The 14685-nt window shown below is 61.1% G+C and carries 18 protein-coding genes and 1 pseudogene; 11 read left to right on the forward strand and 8 right to left on the reverse strand.

The window, feature by feature from the left end:
- Positions 1-10 precede the first annotated feature (10 nt).
- Both HKK54_RS24005 and HKK54_RS24010 read right to left on the reverse strand, forming a co-directional pair.
- A complete protein-coding gene (locus tag HKK54_RS24005) occupies positions 11-589 on the reverse strand; it encodes a hypothetical protein (protein WP_169388064.1) in 579 nt (192 codons plus the stop codon).
- 72 nt (positions 590-661) lie between these two features.
- Positions 662-2470, reverse strand: a complete 1809-nt coding sequence (locus HKK54_RS24010; protein WP_169388065.1) for a monovalent cation:proton antiporter-2 (CPA2) family protein — start codon at positions 2468-2470, stop codon at positions 662-664.
- Between the two features lie 401 nt (positions 2471-2871).
- Between HKK54_RS24010 and HKK54_RS24015 the strand changes: the two are divergent.
- From HKK54_RS24015 to HKK54_RS24025, 3 genes and pseudogenes are all read left to right on the forward strand, one after another.
- Positions 2872-3087 (forward strand): annotated as a pseudogene (locus HKK54_RS24015) (type II toxin-antitoxin system RelE/ParE family toxin); the annotation flags it as partial.
- Entirely contained in the window at positions 3080-3385 is a 306-nt protein-coding gene (locus HKK54_RS24020) for an XRE family transcriptional regulator (protein WP_169388066.1), read from the forward strand. The pseudogene HKK54_RS24015 and the gene HKK54_RS24020, both read left to right, overlap by 8 nt.
- Positions 3386-3501: 116 nt before the next feature.
- Positions 3502-4398, forward strand: a complete 897-nt coding sequence (locus tag HKK54_RS24025; protein ID WP_029616015.1) for a LysR family transcriptional regulator — start codon at positions 3502-3504, stop codon at positions 4396-4398.
- Here the strand turns inward: HKK54_RS24025 and HKK54_RS24030 are convergent.
- The gene (locus HKK54_RS24030; protein ID WP_169388067.1) at positions 4388-4789 is read right to left on the reverse strand and encodes a RidA family protein; all 402 of its coding nucleotides are present in this window, start codon (positions 4787-4789) and stop codon (positions 4388-4390) included. The genes HKK54_RS24025 and HKK54_RS24030 overlap by 11 nt on opposite strands.
- A gap of 181 nt (positions 4790-4970) precedes the next feature.
- On the opposite strand from HKK54_RS24030, the gene HKK54_RS24035 reads away from it, so the two are divergent.
- The gene (locus HKK54_RS24035; protein WP_169388068.1) at positions 4971-6524 is read left to right on the forward strand and encodes a DUF726 domain-containing protein; all 1554 of its coding nucleotides are present in this window, start codon (positions 4971-4973) and stop codon (positions 6522-6524) included.
- Positions 6525-6565: 41 nt separating this feature from the next.
- A complete protein-coding gene (locus tag HKK54_RS24040) occupies positions 6566-7885 on the forward strand; it encodes an Nramp family divalent metal transporter (protein WP_010173255.1) in 1320 nt (439 codons plus the stop codon).
- A 10-nt stretch (positions 7886-7895) separates the two neighbouring features.
- On the opposite strand, the gene HKK54_RS24045 is transcribed toward HKK54_RS24040, so the two are convergent.
- The 3 genes from HKK54_RS24045 to HKK54_RS24055 form a co-directional block, all read right to left on the reverse strand.
- Positions 7896-8273: a type II toxin-antitoxin system VapC family toxin gene (locus tag HKK54_RS24045; RefSeq protein ID WP_010173254.1), complete on the reverse strand. Its 378-nt coding sequence runs from the start codon at positions 8271-8273 to the stop codon at positions 7896-7898.
- Positions 8270-8641, reverse strand: a complete 372-nt coding sequence (locus HKK54_RS33675; RefSeq protein WP_237150982.1) for a type II toxin-antitoxin system Phd/YefM family antitoxin — start codon at positions 8639-8641, stop codon at positions 8270-8272. The genes HKK54_RS24045 and HKK54_RS33675 overlap by 4 nt, the downstream gene beginning before the upstream one ends.
- A 111-nt stretch (positions 8642-8752) precedes the next feature.
- A complete protein-coding gene (locus HKK54_RS24055) occupies positions 8753-9685 on the reverse strand; it encodes a LysR family transcriptional regulator (RefSeq protein ID WP_029616014.1) in 933 nt (310 codons plus the stop codon).
- A 118-nt stretch (positions 9686-9803) separates the two neighbouring features.
- On the opposite strand from HKK54_RS24055, the gene HKK54_RS24060 reads away from it, so the two are divergent.
- The 3 genes from HKK54_RS24060 (at position 9804) to HKK54_RS24070 (ending at position 11012) form a co-directional block, all read left to right on the forward strand.
- The gene (locus tag HKK54_RS24060; RefSeq protein ID WP_029616013.1) at positions 9804-10289 is read left to right on the forward strand and encodes a DMT family transporter; all 486 of its coding nucleotides are present in this window, start codon (positions 9804-9806) and stop codon (positions 10287-10289) included.
- 4 nt (positions 10290-10293) lie between these two features.
- Positions 10294-10749 (forward strand): DMT family transporter, encoded by a 456-nt coding sequence (locus tag HKK54_RS24065; RefSeq protein WP_088425290.1) that lies wholly within the window; start codon positions 10294-10296, stop codon positions 10747-10749.
- Positions 10750-10841: 92 nt separating this feature from the next.
- On the forward strand, positions 10842-11012 hold the full coding sequence (locus tag HKK54_RS24070; protein WP_008437063.1) for a metallothionein: 171 nt from the start codon (positions 10842-10844) through the stop codon (positions 11010-11012).
- Between the two features lie 117 nt (positions 11013-11129).
- Here the strand turns inward: HKK54_RS24070 and HKK54_RS24075 are convergent, their stop codons facing one another.
- Positions 11130-11372, reverse strand: coding sequence for a DUF6555 family protein (locus HKK54_RS24075; protein ID WP_003208104.1), 243 nt, complete (start codon positions 11370-11372; stop codon positions 11130-11132).
- 117 nt (positions 11373-11489) lie between these two features.
- Between HKK54_RS24075 and HKK54_RS24080 the strand changes: the two genes are divergently transcribed.
- From HKK54_RS24080 to HKK54_RS24090, 3 genes are all read left to right on the forward strand, one after another.
- Entirely contained in the window at positions 11490-12254 is a 765-nt protein-coding gene (locus HKK54_RS24080) for an AraC family transcriptional regulator (RefSeq protein WP_169388069.1), read from the forward strand.
- An 89-nt stretch (positions 12255-12343) separates the two neighbouring features.
- The gene (locus HKK54_RS24085) at positions 12344-12517 is read left to right on the forward strand and encodes a DUF1427 family protein (protein ID WP_169388070.1); all 174 of its coding nucleotides are present in this window, start codon (positions 12344-12346) and stop codon (positions 12515-12517) included.
- Between the two features lie 30 nt (positions 12518-12547).
- Complete coding sequence (locus HKK54_RS24090) at positions 12548-13507, forward strand: quinone oxidoreductase family protein (protein ID WP_010173242.1); 960 nt, start codon at positions 12548-12550, stop codon at positions 13505-13507.
- Positions 13508-13633: 126 nt separating this feature from the next.
- Here the strand turns inward: HKK54_RS24090 and HKK54_RS24095 are convergent, their stop codons facing one another.
- Positions 13634-14671 (reverse strand): purine-nucleoside phosphorylase, encoded by a 1038-nt coding sequence (locus HKK54_RS24095; RefSeq protein ID WP_010173240.1) that lies wholly within the window; start codon positions 14669-14671, stop codon positions 13634-13636.
- Positions 14672-14685 lie beyond the last annotated feature (14 nt).

Genomic DNA, 14685 nt, shown 5'->3' on the forward strand with positions numbered 1-14685 from the left:
GTCCCGCGATTCATTTACCGCCGATAATCTGCTTCACCAACAGTGCATGGCCTTTCTCGTCATCCGCCCGGGAAATGGCCTGCACCACCAACTGGTGGCTGCCGGAGCCCGTGAGGAATGTGGAGCTCAGGGTCTTGCCGCCGCCCATGGTCGCGGTGCTGTCAACCTGGCGCAGGGCCAGGCCCTTGACGGTGAGTTTCTTCTCGGCGCCTTTCTTGAAGTCTGGCAGGGCAGCGCTTTGCTCCTTGACGAAATCCGCCACGGCACCGTCGAGGAACTGCGGGTCATTGTCCTTGATCAGGCCGGTGGCGCTCGGTTTTTCGACGACAAAGATCACGCTTTTAGTGGCCTGGTCGCTGTACATCGTACCGGTGGCGCCTGCGGTGCCGTGCTCGGCATCACCGGCCGGCAGTGGGTCGGCCAGGTAGGACGTGGGCAGGTTGAAGCTGAACTTGCCGTCCAGGGTGGAGATGGTCTGGGTGGCGGTTTTCTGCGCGGCCGGCTTGCTGGCGGCGAGGACTTGGCTGGCGCCGAAGCCGGCGGCCAGCGCGAGGGCCAAGAGGGCTGCGGTCTTGCTGAGGGTGGCCATGAAGCTCTCCAGGGATGAACGAAATTGCGCCGTATTCTGTCAGAATTTTCGCAAGATCGTTCATCTCGGTCCTTACACCTTGTCGGACTCCTCCTCGAGTCGGTCCATCTCAAACAACCGCGCCAATTCCGTCCGGGCTTCCTGGGCCGACTGCATCACCTTGGCCGCGTCGTCATACACCGCGTGTTGCGCTGCCAGCAGCTGCAGGTCATGGTTTTTGAAGCGGCTGATGCGCGCGTCGGCCTGGGCTTGGGTCAAGCCAAGGCCCACCAGGGTGCGGCGGCTCATTTCCAGGCTGGAGTAAAACGTCTCGCGCACCGGTGACGCGTCTAGGTCCACCAGGCGGTGCACGTGCTGGCGGTTACGGGCGCGGGCGATGATTTTCATGTGCGGGTAGAGGTTGCGCACCAGTTCGGCGGTCTTGATGTTGATTTCGGGGTCGTCCATGGCGATTACGAAAAACTCGGCCTGGTCGACCTTCGCCGCGTGGAGGATTTCCGGGCGCTGGGGGTCGCCATAGAACACCGGCATGCCGCCGAAACTGCGGGTCAGCTCGATGGTTTCCACCGAGGTATCAAGGGCGATAAACGAGATGTTTTGTGCCCGCAGGATCCGCGCCACGATCTGCCCCATACGGCCCATCCCGGCGATCACCACCCGTGGCGAATCGCTTTCGATGGCGCGGTATTCCTCGGGCACTTCCACAGGCTTGACCTTGGGCTTGAACAGCTTCGGGCAGAGCAACAGCAGCAGTGGCGTAACGGCCATGGACAGGGTGATGGTCAGCACCAGGATGTCGTAGAGGTGCGGCTCGAACAGGCCCTGGTCGCGGCCGATCTTGAACACCACGAAGGCGAACTCACCGCCGGCTGCCAGCACCACGCCCAGGCGCAATGCGCTTTCACGGTTCAGCTCACCGGCCAGGCGCCCCACGCAAAACAGCAGCGGCAGCTTGATGGCGATCAGCAGCAGGGTCAGGCCCAGCACGATCACCGGCGCGCTGAACAACAGGCTGATATTGGCGCCCATGCCCACGCTGATAAAAAACAGGCCCAGCAGCAGGCCCTTGAACGGTTCGATTTGCGACTCCAGCTCATGCCGGTATTCGGAGTCTGCCAGCAGCAGCCCGGCAAGGAACGCGCCGAGGGCCATGGAGACGCCCACCAGTTCCATCAGCCAGGCAGTGCCGATCACTACCAGCAACGCGGTGGCGGTGGACACTTCCCGCAGCCCGGTCTTGGCCACGATGCGAAAGACCGGACGCAACAGATAACGCCCGCCGATGATCACCACCGCGATGCTGGCCAGCACCTGCAGGCCATGCTCCAGCCCCTGGGAGGCGGTGGTGGGGTGATCGCTGCCCGCGAGCAACGGCACCATGGCGATCAGCGGGATGGCCGCGATGTCCTGGAACAACAGAATGGCAAAGGCCAGGCGCCCGTGGGGCTGGTTGAGTTCCTTGCGCTCGGCCAGGCTTTGCAGGCCAAACGCGGTGGAGGAGAGCGCCAGGCCAAGGCCCAGTACAATCGCACTGTTCCAGGATTGGCCAAACACAAACAGCGCCACCACGCCGATCACTGTACCCGTCAGCAACACTTGCGCCAGGCCCACGCCGAACACCGCCTTGCGCATCACCCACAAGCGTTTCGGTGACAACTCAAGGCCAATGATGAACAGCAGCAACACCACCCCAAGCTCGGAAAACTGGCTGACGCTTTGCGGGTTGCCCACCAGGCCCAGCACTGACGGGCCGATGATCACCCCGGCCAGCAAGTAACCCAGCACGGCGCCCAGTTGCAGGCGCTTGGCCAGGGGCACGGTCAGTACGGCGGCGAACAGGAACACAACCGCCGCTTGTAACAGGTTGCCTTCATGGGGCATTGGGGACTCCAGGATCTTTTTGCCGAATCAACAGGTTTTACTGTAGGCGCGAGCCCTACAGGGGTAACACAGGGCGCTATTAGAGCGCTTTTTTACGTTTTGAAATCTGAATTTTTACAGGGGCCAACCCTTTCTCCTGAGCGTTCATTGGAGGGCGCCCGGTTCTTCCGAGGCAATCGGGAAAGTATTAATACCATTTATTTCAATGACTTTTAGGTTCCCTTCAACCGTCCGAAAGGGCGGCTTTTTTGATCGGTCCTACGCGCTACGCAGGAATGCAGCCTGGGATGCTCTGCGTCCCGCTCCGCTCCGCCAATAATCATGCGGGAATAATCTACAAACACTTTCCCGGGAAGAACGGGAGGTTGTGTGCCTCCCAAGCCTCTACAGTTATGTCCTTGAGTTTATATTCCATTCTGCGAGAGCTGCGGGTACAGCACGCGGGGCGACCTTATCGTGTTCTGTATGCATTTGATCCACGCCGGTGTGCCTTATTGTTGATAGGCGGGAACAAAACCGGACGAGGCCGTTGGTACGACGAATACGTCCCTCTGGCTGAGAAGTTGTATGACGAACATTTGGAAACACTGCGTATAGAGGGCCGTAACCATGGCTAAAAAATTTAGCGAGCTCCAGGCTCGCATGACACCGCAAGCCCGGGCCGATGCGGAGCAGATCCTCCAGCAGCATCTGAAAGAAATGCCTCTGCATGAACTGCGCAAGGCGCAACAGATGAGCCAGGACACCTTGGCCAAGGCGCTGAATATCAACCAGGCGGCGGTGTCCAAAATGGAGCGGCGCACAGACATGTATATCAGCACGCTGCGTAATTACATTCGCGCCATGGGAGGGGAACTGGAGATCGTCGCCACGTTTCCTGATTGCCAGGTAAAGATTGAGAACTTTGCCAACTGAATCATTCTTTCCATCAAAGCCCGGCCATGCGCCGGGCTTTTTGTTATTTGATTGGTTGTCGCTATTGTGCAGTTTTATGGACAATGCTCGCCATTCTCGCCCCATCGGACATCACTGTGAACCAACTCCTTGCCATGCGCGCCTTCGTCCGTGTCGTCGAAACCGGCTCCTTCAGCCGCGCATCCGACCAACTGGCGCTGCCACGCTCCACTGTCAGCAAGCTCATCACCGACCTGGAGAAGCACCTTGGCGTCAAGCTGATGCATCGCACCACCCGTGCGCTGGCGGCTACACCGGAAGGGTTGGAGTACTACAATCACGCGCTGTGCCTGGTGGCCGAACTCGACGAACTGGACAACGCCCTGCGCGGGCAGAAGCTCAAACCCGGTGGGCACCTGAAGGTGGATGCTCCGGCGTCCTTCGGCAATTGCCTGCTGATCCCGGCGCTGGTGGATTTTCATCGTGAGTATCCCGATATCACCATTGCCCTGGGCATCAGCGACCGTGCCGTGAATATCGTAGGGGAGGGGGTGGATTGTGTGCTGCGGGTTGGCAAGCTGGATGACATGGCGATGATCGGGCGCAAAGTCGTGGACCTTGAGTACGTCACCTGCGCCGCGCCGGGTTACCTGGAGCGCATGGGCACGCCCGTGTCGCCGGAAGACCTTGAACACAATCACCTCAAGGCCGGCTATTTCTTTGCCGGGTCGGGCAAGCCGGAGCCGTTGATTTTCGAGAAAGGCGCGGTCCGTCATGAAATAGGCAACTGTGCGTTTTCGACCAACGAAGGTAATGGCCTCAAGGAGATGCTGCTCGCCGGCCTGGGCGTCGGGCAGCATTTCAAGACCATCGTCGACTACTACGTGGAGGCCGGCCAGTTAGTCCCGGTACTGGCGGACTGGACCCGGCCGGCAACGCCGTTGCACATCATCTACCCACCCAACCGCCATCAAAATGCCCGGTTGAAGGTGTTTATCGACTGGGTGATCGAGCGGTTTGGCGTCAGGCAATAATTGCCGTCACGCGGATTTCAATGCGCATCGCCGGCAATCCCAGGGCCTCTACCCCCAGTTCGGTCCAGATCGGCGTGTGGTTGGGCATGTAATGGCGGTACCACTTGAGCATCTGCTCGTTCACTTCGGGAGGAAAACCGCCCACGTGGTAGGAGTTGACGTGGATCACGTGCTCCCAGCCGGCGCCGGCGTGTGCCAGGGTGCGGTCCAGGTTTTGAAAGGCCAGGGCGATTTCGTCGCTGAGGGATTCGGGAATCTGGAATTCGTCGTCCCAGCCGCCCTGGCCTGAGGTCTCAACGCGGTTTCCGATTTTGACGGCCTGGGCGTAATGCAGGGTGTCGCGTGCGATGTCGCCATAGCCGGGAGTGATGAAAAATTCGGGCTTGCTCATGGTATTCCTCGGTTTCAGTGGTTGACCGGGCAAAGGCTAATGGACTGAAAGACCGAACAAAATCCGTGTTTTCTGTCATCACTGTGCATCGCTGTGGACAGTCCGGGTATCAGTTTTTCACATTCCCGGGCCTCACCCTTTGTTACTATCGCCCTCCGTCGTCACCAGGAGTCACCGCCACATGCAACACCAGTGGGATGAAATGCACCGCACCCGCAAGCCCACGTTTGTGTTGTGTGGCGAGCCCCAAGGGGATGTGCTCAATCTCTATGTCCATGGTTATTCGGCGTTCTTCAACCAGCAGCAACTGGGCAATTTCTCGCAGCAACTGGCAACCATCGAAGGCTCGACCAACCTGATGCTGTTCTGGCCGGCGGGGCATTTCCTGGAAAACCTGTTTGCGCCGTTCAAGGACGTGATCACCTCAATGCTCGGCGGCGGTAGCCTGGGCGCGGCGACCATTGGGGTGGGCAAGGCGATTGCCTATTTCCTTGACCACTACAAAAGCGTCGAGGCGCGGGTGGATGAAGTTGCCAAAAGCCTGTTGCCCGAATTGGCCAACTACCTGCACGGCGAGTCGATCAAGGTGCGCCAGATCAACCTGATCGGTCACTCCCTGGGCGCGCGGATTCTGGTCAAGAGCGTGCTCGCAAGCCCCGAAGTGGCCCGTGAGCTGCCGCTGAACAACCTGTTGCTGATGGGCGGCGCCATTTGTACGTCCAGCCCGTGGGACCTGGTGTCGGCGCCGCTCAAGGGCCGGGTGATCAACTGCCACTCCAGCAAGGATTGGGCCCTGGCGCTCAAGCCCGACACCGAGCGCTGCATTGGTCGTTATGCCATCCCGCTGACACCCGCGCTCAAGGCCAAGGTTGCCAATGTGCACCTGGCCACGTTCGACCATGCCGCTTACTGGCCGCAGTTGAAAACGGTGGTGCAGTACACCGACTTGCTGCAGGAGCGCCGGGGCATGATCCGCGCCGATCAGCGCAGCAGCGAAGTTCGGTTTGCCGAAGAGGATGTCGACCTGTTCCCGCTGTTGGTTCAGGCGCGCCCGGAAGAGTTGAAGTTCTTCGCCGAATTGATGGCGCAGAAGCGCAGCGCCTCGATCGACGCCACGGTGCGCGAGCCCTTGAAACTGGCCATCGAACTGCAACGCATGGGCGGCGACACCTTCATGAACCTGGCACGCGGCCATGGCGTGAGCTACCGCGAAATCGCCCAGGATGTGGCGCAGCGGGTGGGCATCAAGTTCGATGAGCCGATTGAGCAAGTCGCACTCGCGGATCTGGAACTGCAAGTCGCCGAGCGGCTGATCGAGCAATACAAGGACAAACTCAGCCAGGCCGACCGCCAAGTGTTCGAGGCAGAGTTGAAGGCTGCGGCACAGAAGGAACAGGGTTTTTTCAATCGTTTCGATGTCGGGCGTTCAGCCACTACTGCCCTGAGCGGCACGGCGCTGGCCGGGCTCACCGGGTTTATCCTGCGCCGGGGCGCGGCCACGGCGATTCCGGTGGTAGGGCAGGCGTTGGCGGCGGCGATGCTGCTGGTGACCGGGGTGCGGGCATTTTCCGGCCCTGCGTATTCCATCACCACCCTGGCGGTGCTGGTGATCGGGGTGATTCGCGAACGCATGGAGCGTGAGGCGCTGAACCAGGAGCTGGATCTGGTGGTCCAGGTGGTAGAGGCATTTGATCTGCCTCGGGAGACGGTGATGCGTACCGTGACGTCTGACTGATAAGCTGCGTAAACGTCTTGTGTGAAAGCCTGGTACCCCGCGTGAAATTCAGCCTGCCCAAAATCGCTACCGCCCCGTTCTGCCCGCCGGAAGTCGCCGGCACCATCGCCGTCGACCCCAGGGCTTCGTTTTTCAAGCGCGTGTTGAAATTTGCCGGCCCAGGCTTGCTGATCTCCATCGGTTACATGGACCCGGGCAACTGGGCCACGGCCATCGAAGCCGGCTCGCGGTACGGCTACAACTTGTTGTTTGTGGTGCTGCTGGCCAGCCTGGCGGGGATGGCGGTGCAGTGCCTGTGCTCCCGGCTGGGCATCGCCACCGGCAAGGACCTGGCGCAATTGAGCCGCGAGCGCTACAGCCGGCGCTCGTCGTTGGTGCAGTGGGTTCTCGCGGAAATCTCGATCATCGCCACCGACCTCGCCGAAGTCCTCGGCTGCGCCCTGGCGTTTCACCTGTTGCTGGGCGTGTCCCTGACCACCGGGATTGTCATCACCGCCTTCGATACGTTGTTGATCCTGGCCCTGCAAAACCGCGGTTTCCGCCGACTGGAAGCGATCATGCTGGCGCTGGTGGCAACCATCGGCGTGTGTTTTTTCATCGAACTGGTGCTGATCAAACCTTACTGGCCCGACGTGTTTCGTGGCTTCACGCCGTCGCTGTCGGCCATCAGCGATGCAGCACCGTTGTACCTGGCCATTGGCATCCTGGGCGCCACGGTGATGCCCCATAACCTGTACCTGCATACCTCCATTGTGCAAACCCGGATGTTCGGCAAGGACCTGGCCAGCCGCCAGGACGCGGTCAAGCTGGCACGTATCGACACCATTGGCTCCCTGGCCCTGGCGCTGCTGGTCAACGCGGCCATCCTGATACTGGCCGCCGCGGCGTTCCACCAGACCGGTCACACGGACGTGGTGGAAATCCAGGACGCCTACCACTTGCTGGACCCGCTGGTGGGCGGCGCCTTCGCCAGTGTGCTGTTCGGTGTCGCGCTGCTGGCGTCCGGCCAGAGCTCCACATTCACCGGCACCATCGCCGGGCAAGTGATCATGGAGGGCTACCTCAACCTGCGTATTCCCTGCTGGCAGCGGCGCCTGATCACCCGTGGCCTGGCGCTTATCCCGGCGTTCCTCGGGGTGTGGCTGATGGGGGACGATGCCATCGGCAAGTTGCTGATTCTCAGCCAGGTGGTGTTGAGCCTGCAGTTGCCGTTTGCGCTGTACCCGTTGATCCGCATGACGGGCGACAAGCGCCTGATGGGACCGTTCGTTAACCGTTTGCCGACGCGACTGCTGGCCTGGGGCTTGTTTGTGGTGATCAGCGGGGCGAATGCCTGGCTGATCGGGCAGTGGTTGTTCTGAACGAAGTGGTTTACGCCAACACGGCCAGCGATGTGTATTTCGCCACTATCGGGTCCGCCGTTAACAGCTTCATCGGTTCGATGATGGCCGTCGCGATGATGAGTCGATCAAACGGGTCCCTGTGATGGGCCTCAAGGTCCTTGACCGCGATAGCGTGTTCGGAGGTGATGGGTAATTCCACGTAGCCGCTTTCAAGGCAGTACTCGCGGATTTCCTCCAGGTTTACGTTGAGCTTTCCGAGACCGACCTTTATTGCCAGCTCCCAGAATGTGGCGGCGCTGACGTAGATTTCTGCCGCGTTCTCGATCAGCTTCCTGGCCCTGGCAGACAGTTTCGGATCATCGCTCAGGGCCCAAAGCAGGATATGGGTATCCAGCAATACCCTCATGGGTGATTTCCCTCGAACGCGTCCAGCATGTCGTCTGGCAATGGCGCATCAAAGTCGTCCGGCACCACCAGTTTTCCTTTCATGGCGCCGATACGCCGGCCTGTCGGTTTCCCGACGGGGACAAGGCGAGCCATGGCGCGCCCATGCTTGGCGATGGTGATGATTTGGCCGGAGGCGGCATCATCGACCAGTTTTGACAGGTTATTTTTTGCTTCGCCCAACGGTACGGTAATCATGTGGTCTTCCCCGGATTTTGGCCAAATATAGCCAAAATTTCGTAGGCAGGCAAAGATCAGCCGACTGCTGGTTGAGGGTGATTTTTGCGGGAGTTGTTGTGTGTTTCCGAACGGGTAATGACTGGCATCCATGACGTCTCTCCTGAAGGAAGTTGTCGGAGTCTGCCGGAGTGCAAGTGGAATTGGACCTGTGTTTCATAAAAACAGACAGGCCTTACGGGGAGGGGGATTTTTCCTGACACCTCATCGATCCCAGTACGGCACCGTCCCAAAACACTCGACGAAGTAGTCGATCACCGTGCGCACCTTCAACGACAACCGCCGGCTACCCGGCCAAAGCGCTGCAATCTGTTGCGGCTCCAGCGTCGTCGCCACTTCATAGTCGGTCAGCACCGCCTGCAGCGTGCCGGCGCGCAGGCCTTCGCCGATCAACCACGATGGAAATACCACCAGCCCCAGGCCTTGTTCGGCGGCGTGGGTCAGGGTGTCGGCGTGGTTGCCGGTGATCGGGCCCTTGACGCTGTAGGACGTCCAGTCACCCTGGTCGCGGCGGAAGAACCAGCGCTGCTGGCCCGTCACGCCCTTGTAGGCGAGGCATTGGTGGTTGGCCAGCTCGTCGGGATGTTGAGGGGTACCGAAACGCTTCAGGTAGCCGGGGCTGGCGGCGAGGCGAAAGCGTTGGGGTGCGAAGATTCTCGCCTGCATGCCGGAATCGTTCAGCACGCCAATGCGAAACAGCAGGTCTGTACCGTCCTGCAACGGGTCGACATAGGTGTCAGTTTGCTGGATATCCAGTTGCAGCTTCGGATAACGCCGGCACAACTCCCCCAGCCACGGCGACAGATGGCGCTGGCCGAATACCATCGGCGCATTGATGCGCACCAGGCCACTGGGTTCGCTTTCCTGTTCCTGCAGCGCCTGGCCGGCGGCTTCCAGTTGCTCCAGCATCAGCCGTGCATGGCGGCCCAACAGGCGCCCGGCTTCCGTAGGGCTGACCGCACGGGTATGCCGATACAACAGCTGTTGGCCCAGGGCCTGTTCCATCAACTGGATTTGCCGGGAAATGGAGGAGGGCGCCAGGCCCTCGCGGCGTGCGACCTCAGAGAAACTGCCGTAGTCCAGCACGGCGACAAACAGGCGAAGTGCCTTGAAACTCAGTTCGTTCAAGCCCTGCATCATGACTCCGTTCTGTGCGTATTGCGCAAAGGTGTTGTCGGCATGCTCCCATTTATCGCACAGCAGTGCCACCGGATAATGCGCGCCATTGTTCCTCTCTCTAACGCGCAGGTGATGTATGCAGGCTTCTTCAACGGCGACTGTGGCTCAGGCCCGGCCCAAGACATTTCTTCGATTACTGTTGCTGCCGCTGGTGATTTTCGCCGGCATGGGTTTGTCGGTAGAGGCCGGGTTGCTGGGCCCGCTGGGTGTGCAGGTCGGGCACTTGTGGGCGACCTTGAGCATCTTCGGCGTTGGCTCGGCGATTTTGTTTCTGCTGTTGCTGTTCAGCGGCCCGCAAAAGGGTCCGGCGTTGACCGATCTGCCGCGCTGGCAACTGGTGGGTGGGTTTCTGGGGCCGATGTACGTGGTCGTGCTGACCCTGGCAACGCCGCATATCGGCATCGCGATGACCATGATTGCGATTTTGTCGGGCCAGGTGGGCAAGAGCGTGCTGATTGATCACTTCGGCTGGTTCGGCACCGCCCGCAAGCGGGTCAACGTGGAGCGCTGGATCGCATTGGGGTTGATTGTGGTGGCACTTGTTTTGATTGCGCGGGGTTAAGGCGATGAATCTGATTCTGTTGTTGGTAGTGGTCGTGGCCGCCGGTGCGGTGTTGAGTGTGCAGGCCGCCATCAACGGCCGCCTCGGCCAGGCGGTGGGTGTATTGCGCAGCAGTCTGCTGACGTTCGTGGTGGGGGCGATCAGCACCGGTTTGCTGATTCTTTTCTTCGAACCGGCCCATGCGGTCAGCCTGTTGGACGTGCCGAAATGGCAACTGACCGGGGCGTTGTTCGGCGTGGTGTACATGATGGTGATGGTTGGCGCGGTTCCGATTGTGGGCACTGCGGTGGCCACGGTGGCGGTGATTGTCGGCCAGTTGGGCATGGGCATGCTGATCGACAACTTCGGCTGGCTCGGCAACCCGGCCATCGAGTTATCGGGCAGCCGGATCGTGGCGATGCTCTGCCTGGCGCTGGCCCTGGTGTTCATGTACCGCAGCAACGCTCGTCGGGCTGACTGACGGGTCTTTGAACCTTGCATGATTGCCTATAGTCATTCCTTGAGGTGCCGGCGTTCGCCACACCTGGACGACCACGAAAAAGGAGTCTGACCATGCAAGAGAAAACATGCGCCTGCCCTCACTGCAACTGCCAGTTGGGGAAAAACGCGGTGATGAAGGATGGCAAGGGCTATTGCTGCCAAGGCTGCGCCGAGCACCATGCCCATGGTGAGCCTTGTGCTTCGGCGACCGGGTGCGAGTGTGCCAAGTCGGCGCACGGCTAACGCAGGCTGCCCTCCGTAGGAGCGAGCTTGCTCGCGAAAAAACCGAGAGCGACGCGGGGCACCAGGTGCCCCGCGTCATCGTTAACGAGCTTCGCGAGCAAGCTCGCTCCTACAGTTTCACGCGCTGGGGCGCGCATCCGAGCGGCGCCATTGCACGTTTTCGATGCCGAATTTCTCGGCCTGGGGCTGGCTGGTCTTCTTCACCTGCTCCCGGGCAAAGCGCCCGATACGACCCACGCCCGCGTCGCAGCTCGCCCAATGCCAGGCTTCGGCATTGTCGAGTTTTTCCAGGCGGATGATGAATGACTTGGGCTGGCCATGCAGCGTGTAGTCGATCACGAAAAGTTTTGCGTTAGTCATGGATCCGTTAACCCTCCTTGTGTCTTTAAGTGACCCTCCCCAGGCGGTAAAAATTCACTCGGATTATCCGGCACGGGTCATTACCATAGCTGTCCATCCTTGACCGATGTGCCTTCCATGGCCCTGGCCGCACCCCCCGACCTCAGTGATCACGCCGTCCCCGTGCAACCCTTGGCGCGTACCTACCCGCGTGGGTTGTACGTTGAGCCTCATCAACACGATTGGGGCCAGTTGCTTTATGCGATGAGCGGTGTGATGTGGGTCGAGACGCCGCAGGAGGCGCTGGTGGTGCCGCCCCAGCGCGCGGTGTGGTTGCCGCCGGGTGTCGAGCACGGGATTCGCGTGGTGTCCGACTTGCAGATGCGCAACATCTACCTGCGCCCGGCGCTGGCTGCGACCCTGGACAGCCAGGTGCAAGTGATTGAGGTGGGCGGGCTGCTGCGCGAACTGATCGTGGCGTTGGTCGAGCAGGGCGACCAGGGTGATCAGGCCTACTACGAGGCGGTGGTCGGCCTGGCCCTGCTGGAGCTGCAGCGGGCCCGGCGCTCGCCGATCCGCATTGCCTTGCCGGTCGGTGCCGACCGACGCCTGATGAGTGCCTGCCAGGCAGTCATGGCGTCGCCTTCCCTGGACATTCCCTTCGAGCAGCACGCCGAAGCCTCCGGCGCCAGCGTGCGCACCCTGGCCCGGCTGTTCCAGAACAGCCTGGGCATGGGCTTTGCCGAGTGGCGCCGCCAGGTGCAGTTGGCCACCGCCGTGGCCGAGCTGATCCAGGGCCAGTCGGTCAGCGCCATCGCCCGCTCCCTGGGCTATTCCCCCAGCAGTTTCAGCGACATGTTTCGTCGCGAATTGGGAATGGCACCATCGCAGTACCCCGTCTGAGGCTTGGCCGAAATTCTGAAGCAGTTGGCCGATGCTTCGGATTTGGGGCCCCTACACTGACCGCATCAACCCTTGCTGCGGAGTGTTCCATGAATTACCTGATTTCCTTGGCCATCGGCCTGTTGGTCGGCGTGATTTACGGTGGCCTGGACTTTCGTTCGCCCGCGCCTCCGGCCATTGCCCTGGTAGGGCTGATGGGCATGTTACTGGGGGAAAAGCTCTGGCCTATGGGCCGGCAGCTGGTCAGCGCCTGGTTGTCCTGAAACCCTTTTTAACCTCGATGGATATTGGCCATGAAAGCACTGCAATTTTCCGCCTCCGGCGATCTCGCTGCCCTCGCTTACGTTGACGTCGCCACCCCGGTGCCGGCTGCCGGTGAAGTCCTGGTACACATCAAGGCCGCCGGGCTGAACCCCAGCGACGTAAAGAACGTACTCGGGCGCTTCCCCTACACCACCTTGCCACGCATCCCCGGCCGGGATTTTGCCGGGGTGGTGGTGGAAGGCCCGCAGGAGCTGGTAGGCCAGGAAGTCTGGGGCACCGGCCGCGACCTGGGCTTTTTTGCCGACGGTTCCCACGCCCAGTACCTCACCGTGTCGGCCAAGGGCGTGGCCCACAAGCCGAGCCATCTGAGCTTTGCCCAGGCTGCCAGTCTCGGCGTGCCGTACACCACAGCGTGGGATGCACTTGAGCGCAGCGGTGTCGGCCAAGGCACGCGTTTGCTGGTGATTGGCGCCAATGGAGCCGTAGGCAGTGCGGCCCTGGCCCTGGCGAAAATTCGTGGGGCCCAGGTGCTCGGGGCGGTGCGTCGGCCGGAACAGGTCGAGGCATTGCGCGAGCAGGGTTTCGAGGGGCTGTTACTGGGCCAGCCAGAAGCGCTGGGCGGGCAGGTCAATGCGCTGTTTGGTGCGGGCGCCGATGTGATTTTCGATACCACCGGTTTCTGGCTGCCGGCAGCCGTGGCGGCGCTGGCACCCTTCGGCCGGATCGCGATCATTGCCGCACCGGTGGACGGGCACGTACAACTGCCGGCCCTGGCGTTGTACCGCAAGGGCGGTTCGGTGGTGGGGATCAATTCGTTGCTCTACAACTGCGAGCAATGCGCGGTGATGCTGGAGCAGTTCGGGCGGTTCTTCGATGAAGGCTTGTTGCCGCTGCCGACCGGCTTGCGGGAAGTGTCGCTGGCCGACGGTGTGAAGTGCTTTGAGGAAGTGAACCAGGGCAGTGCAGACAAGATTATCTTCCTGCCCTGATCAATACCCTGTAGGAGCGAGCTTGCTCGCGAAAAACCTGAGAACGACGCGGGGTACCAGATGCCCCGCGTTATCGTTAACCATCGTCGCGAGCAAGCTTGCTCCTACAGACCTGCGGCGTAGTCTTTACTCTTGCGGAACGCCTTTCTCCCACGCCGACCAGTTCTTCAGAATCGCCTGCACCAGCGGGTTACCGGTGCGGTACAGGTTCTCCAGCGCCGGTACAAAACCGCCCTGGTCCGCATACTTCAACAGGTTGTCCACTTCGCTGTAACCCGGGTATGGCCGATCAAAGTCGGAGCCGGCCCGCACGACGGCCAAACGCTTGATATCCACCAAGCCTTCGCGGCTGGCTCGCAGCAACGCCTCATAGGTGGAGTTGTCTTCCTGCTGGGTGGTGCAATACACGCCTTTATTGTCCGTCAGCAACTTGGTCCAGACTTCCGCGCGCTCACTCAGGCGCGTCCCGGAGAACCAGGTATTGCCCGCCAGGGTGTCACACCGGGTAACTTGCGGCGGCTGGTTGGCCGGCGCGTACGGGTAGTGTTTGCGCCAGGCCGTGGACTCCTTGCTTTCGCTGAGTTCGACTTTCTGCGACAGCGCAAACGCCTTGGCCTGCAGCTTGGGATTGAGCTCAAACACTTCGGTCTTGTAGTCCAGCGGCGGCTTCTCGTTCGGCCCTTTGGTGTTGATGCCGATGTAACCGGTCGGCCAATCCTTCGGCGCATCCCGTGAATCCAGTTCCCACTGGGTGCCGAACTCCACCAGGTAATGGGCCCACGCGGCGGTGCCGATGGTGCCGTGGTGCGGGTTGATCCCGGCAATCCCGGCGATCAGGAAGTAGCTCTGGCGCAGGTCGAACTTGGGCGACAACGCCAGCGCCAGGGTCGAGGCCGCTGCGTTGGTCTGGCCCATGCCGGTTACCAGCAGGCACACGTCCTGGGTGTTGCAGCGGATCACCGGGTACTCGGCCGACAAGCCCGGCACGCGTACTTCCTGCTTGAGCTCCAGGCGGTCGATCCAGTTCTGCGCCTCGGGGGCGAACATGGTGATCAGCATCACCTTGGGCTTGATCGGGGCCGGCGTATCGGCCAACGCGACCTGCGGCAACAGCGCCCCGGCGGCCAGGCCGATGGCGATAGAAAGGCGGGTAAAGGTCTTCATCTACTGCTCCTTGT

Source organism: Pseudomonas sp. ADAK13 (genome assembly GCF_012935715.1).
Classification (GTDB): domain Bacteria; phylum Pseudomonadota; class Gammaproteobacteria; order Pseudomonadales; family Pseudomonadaceae; genus Aquipseudomonas.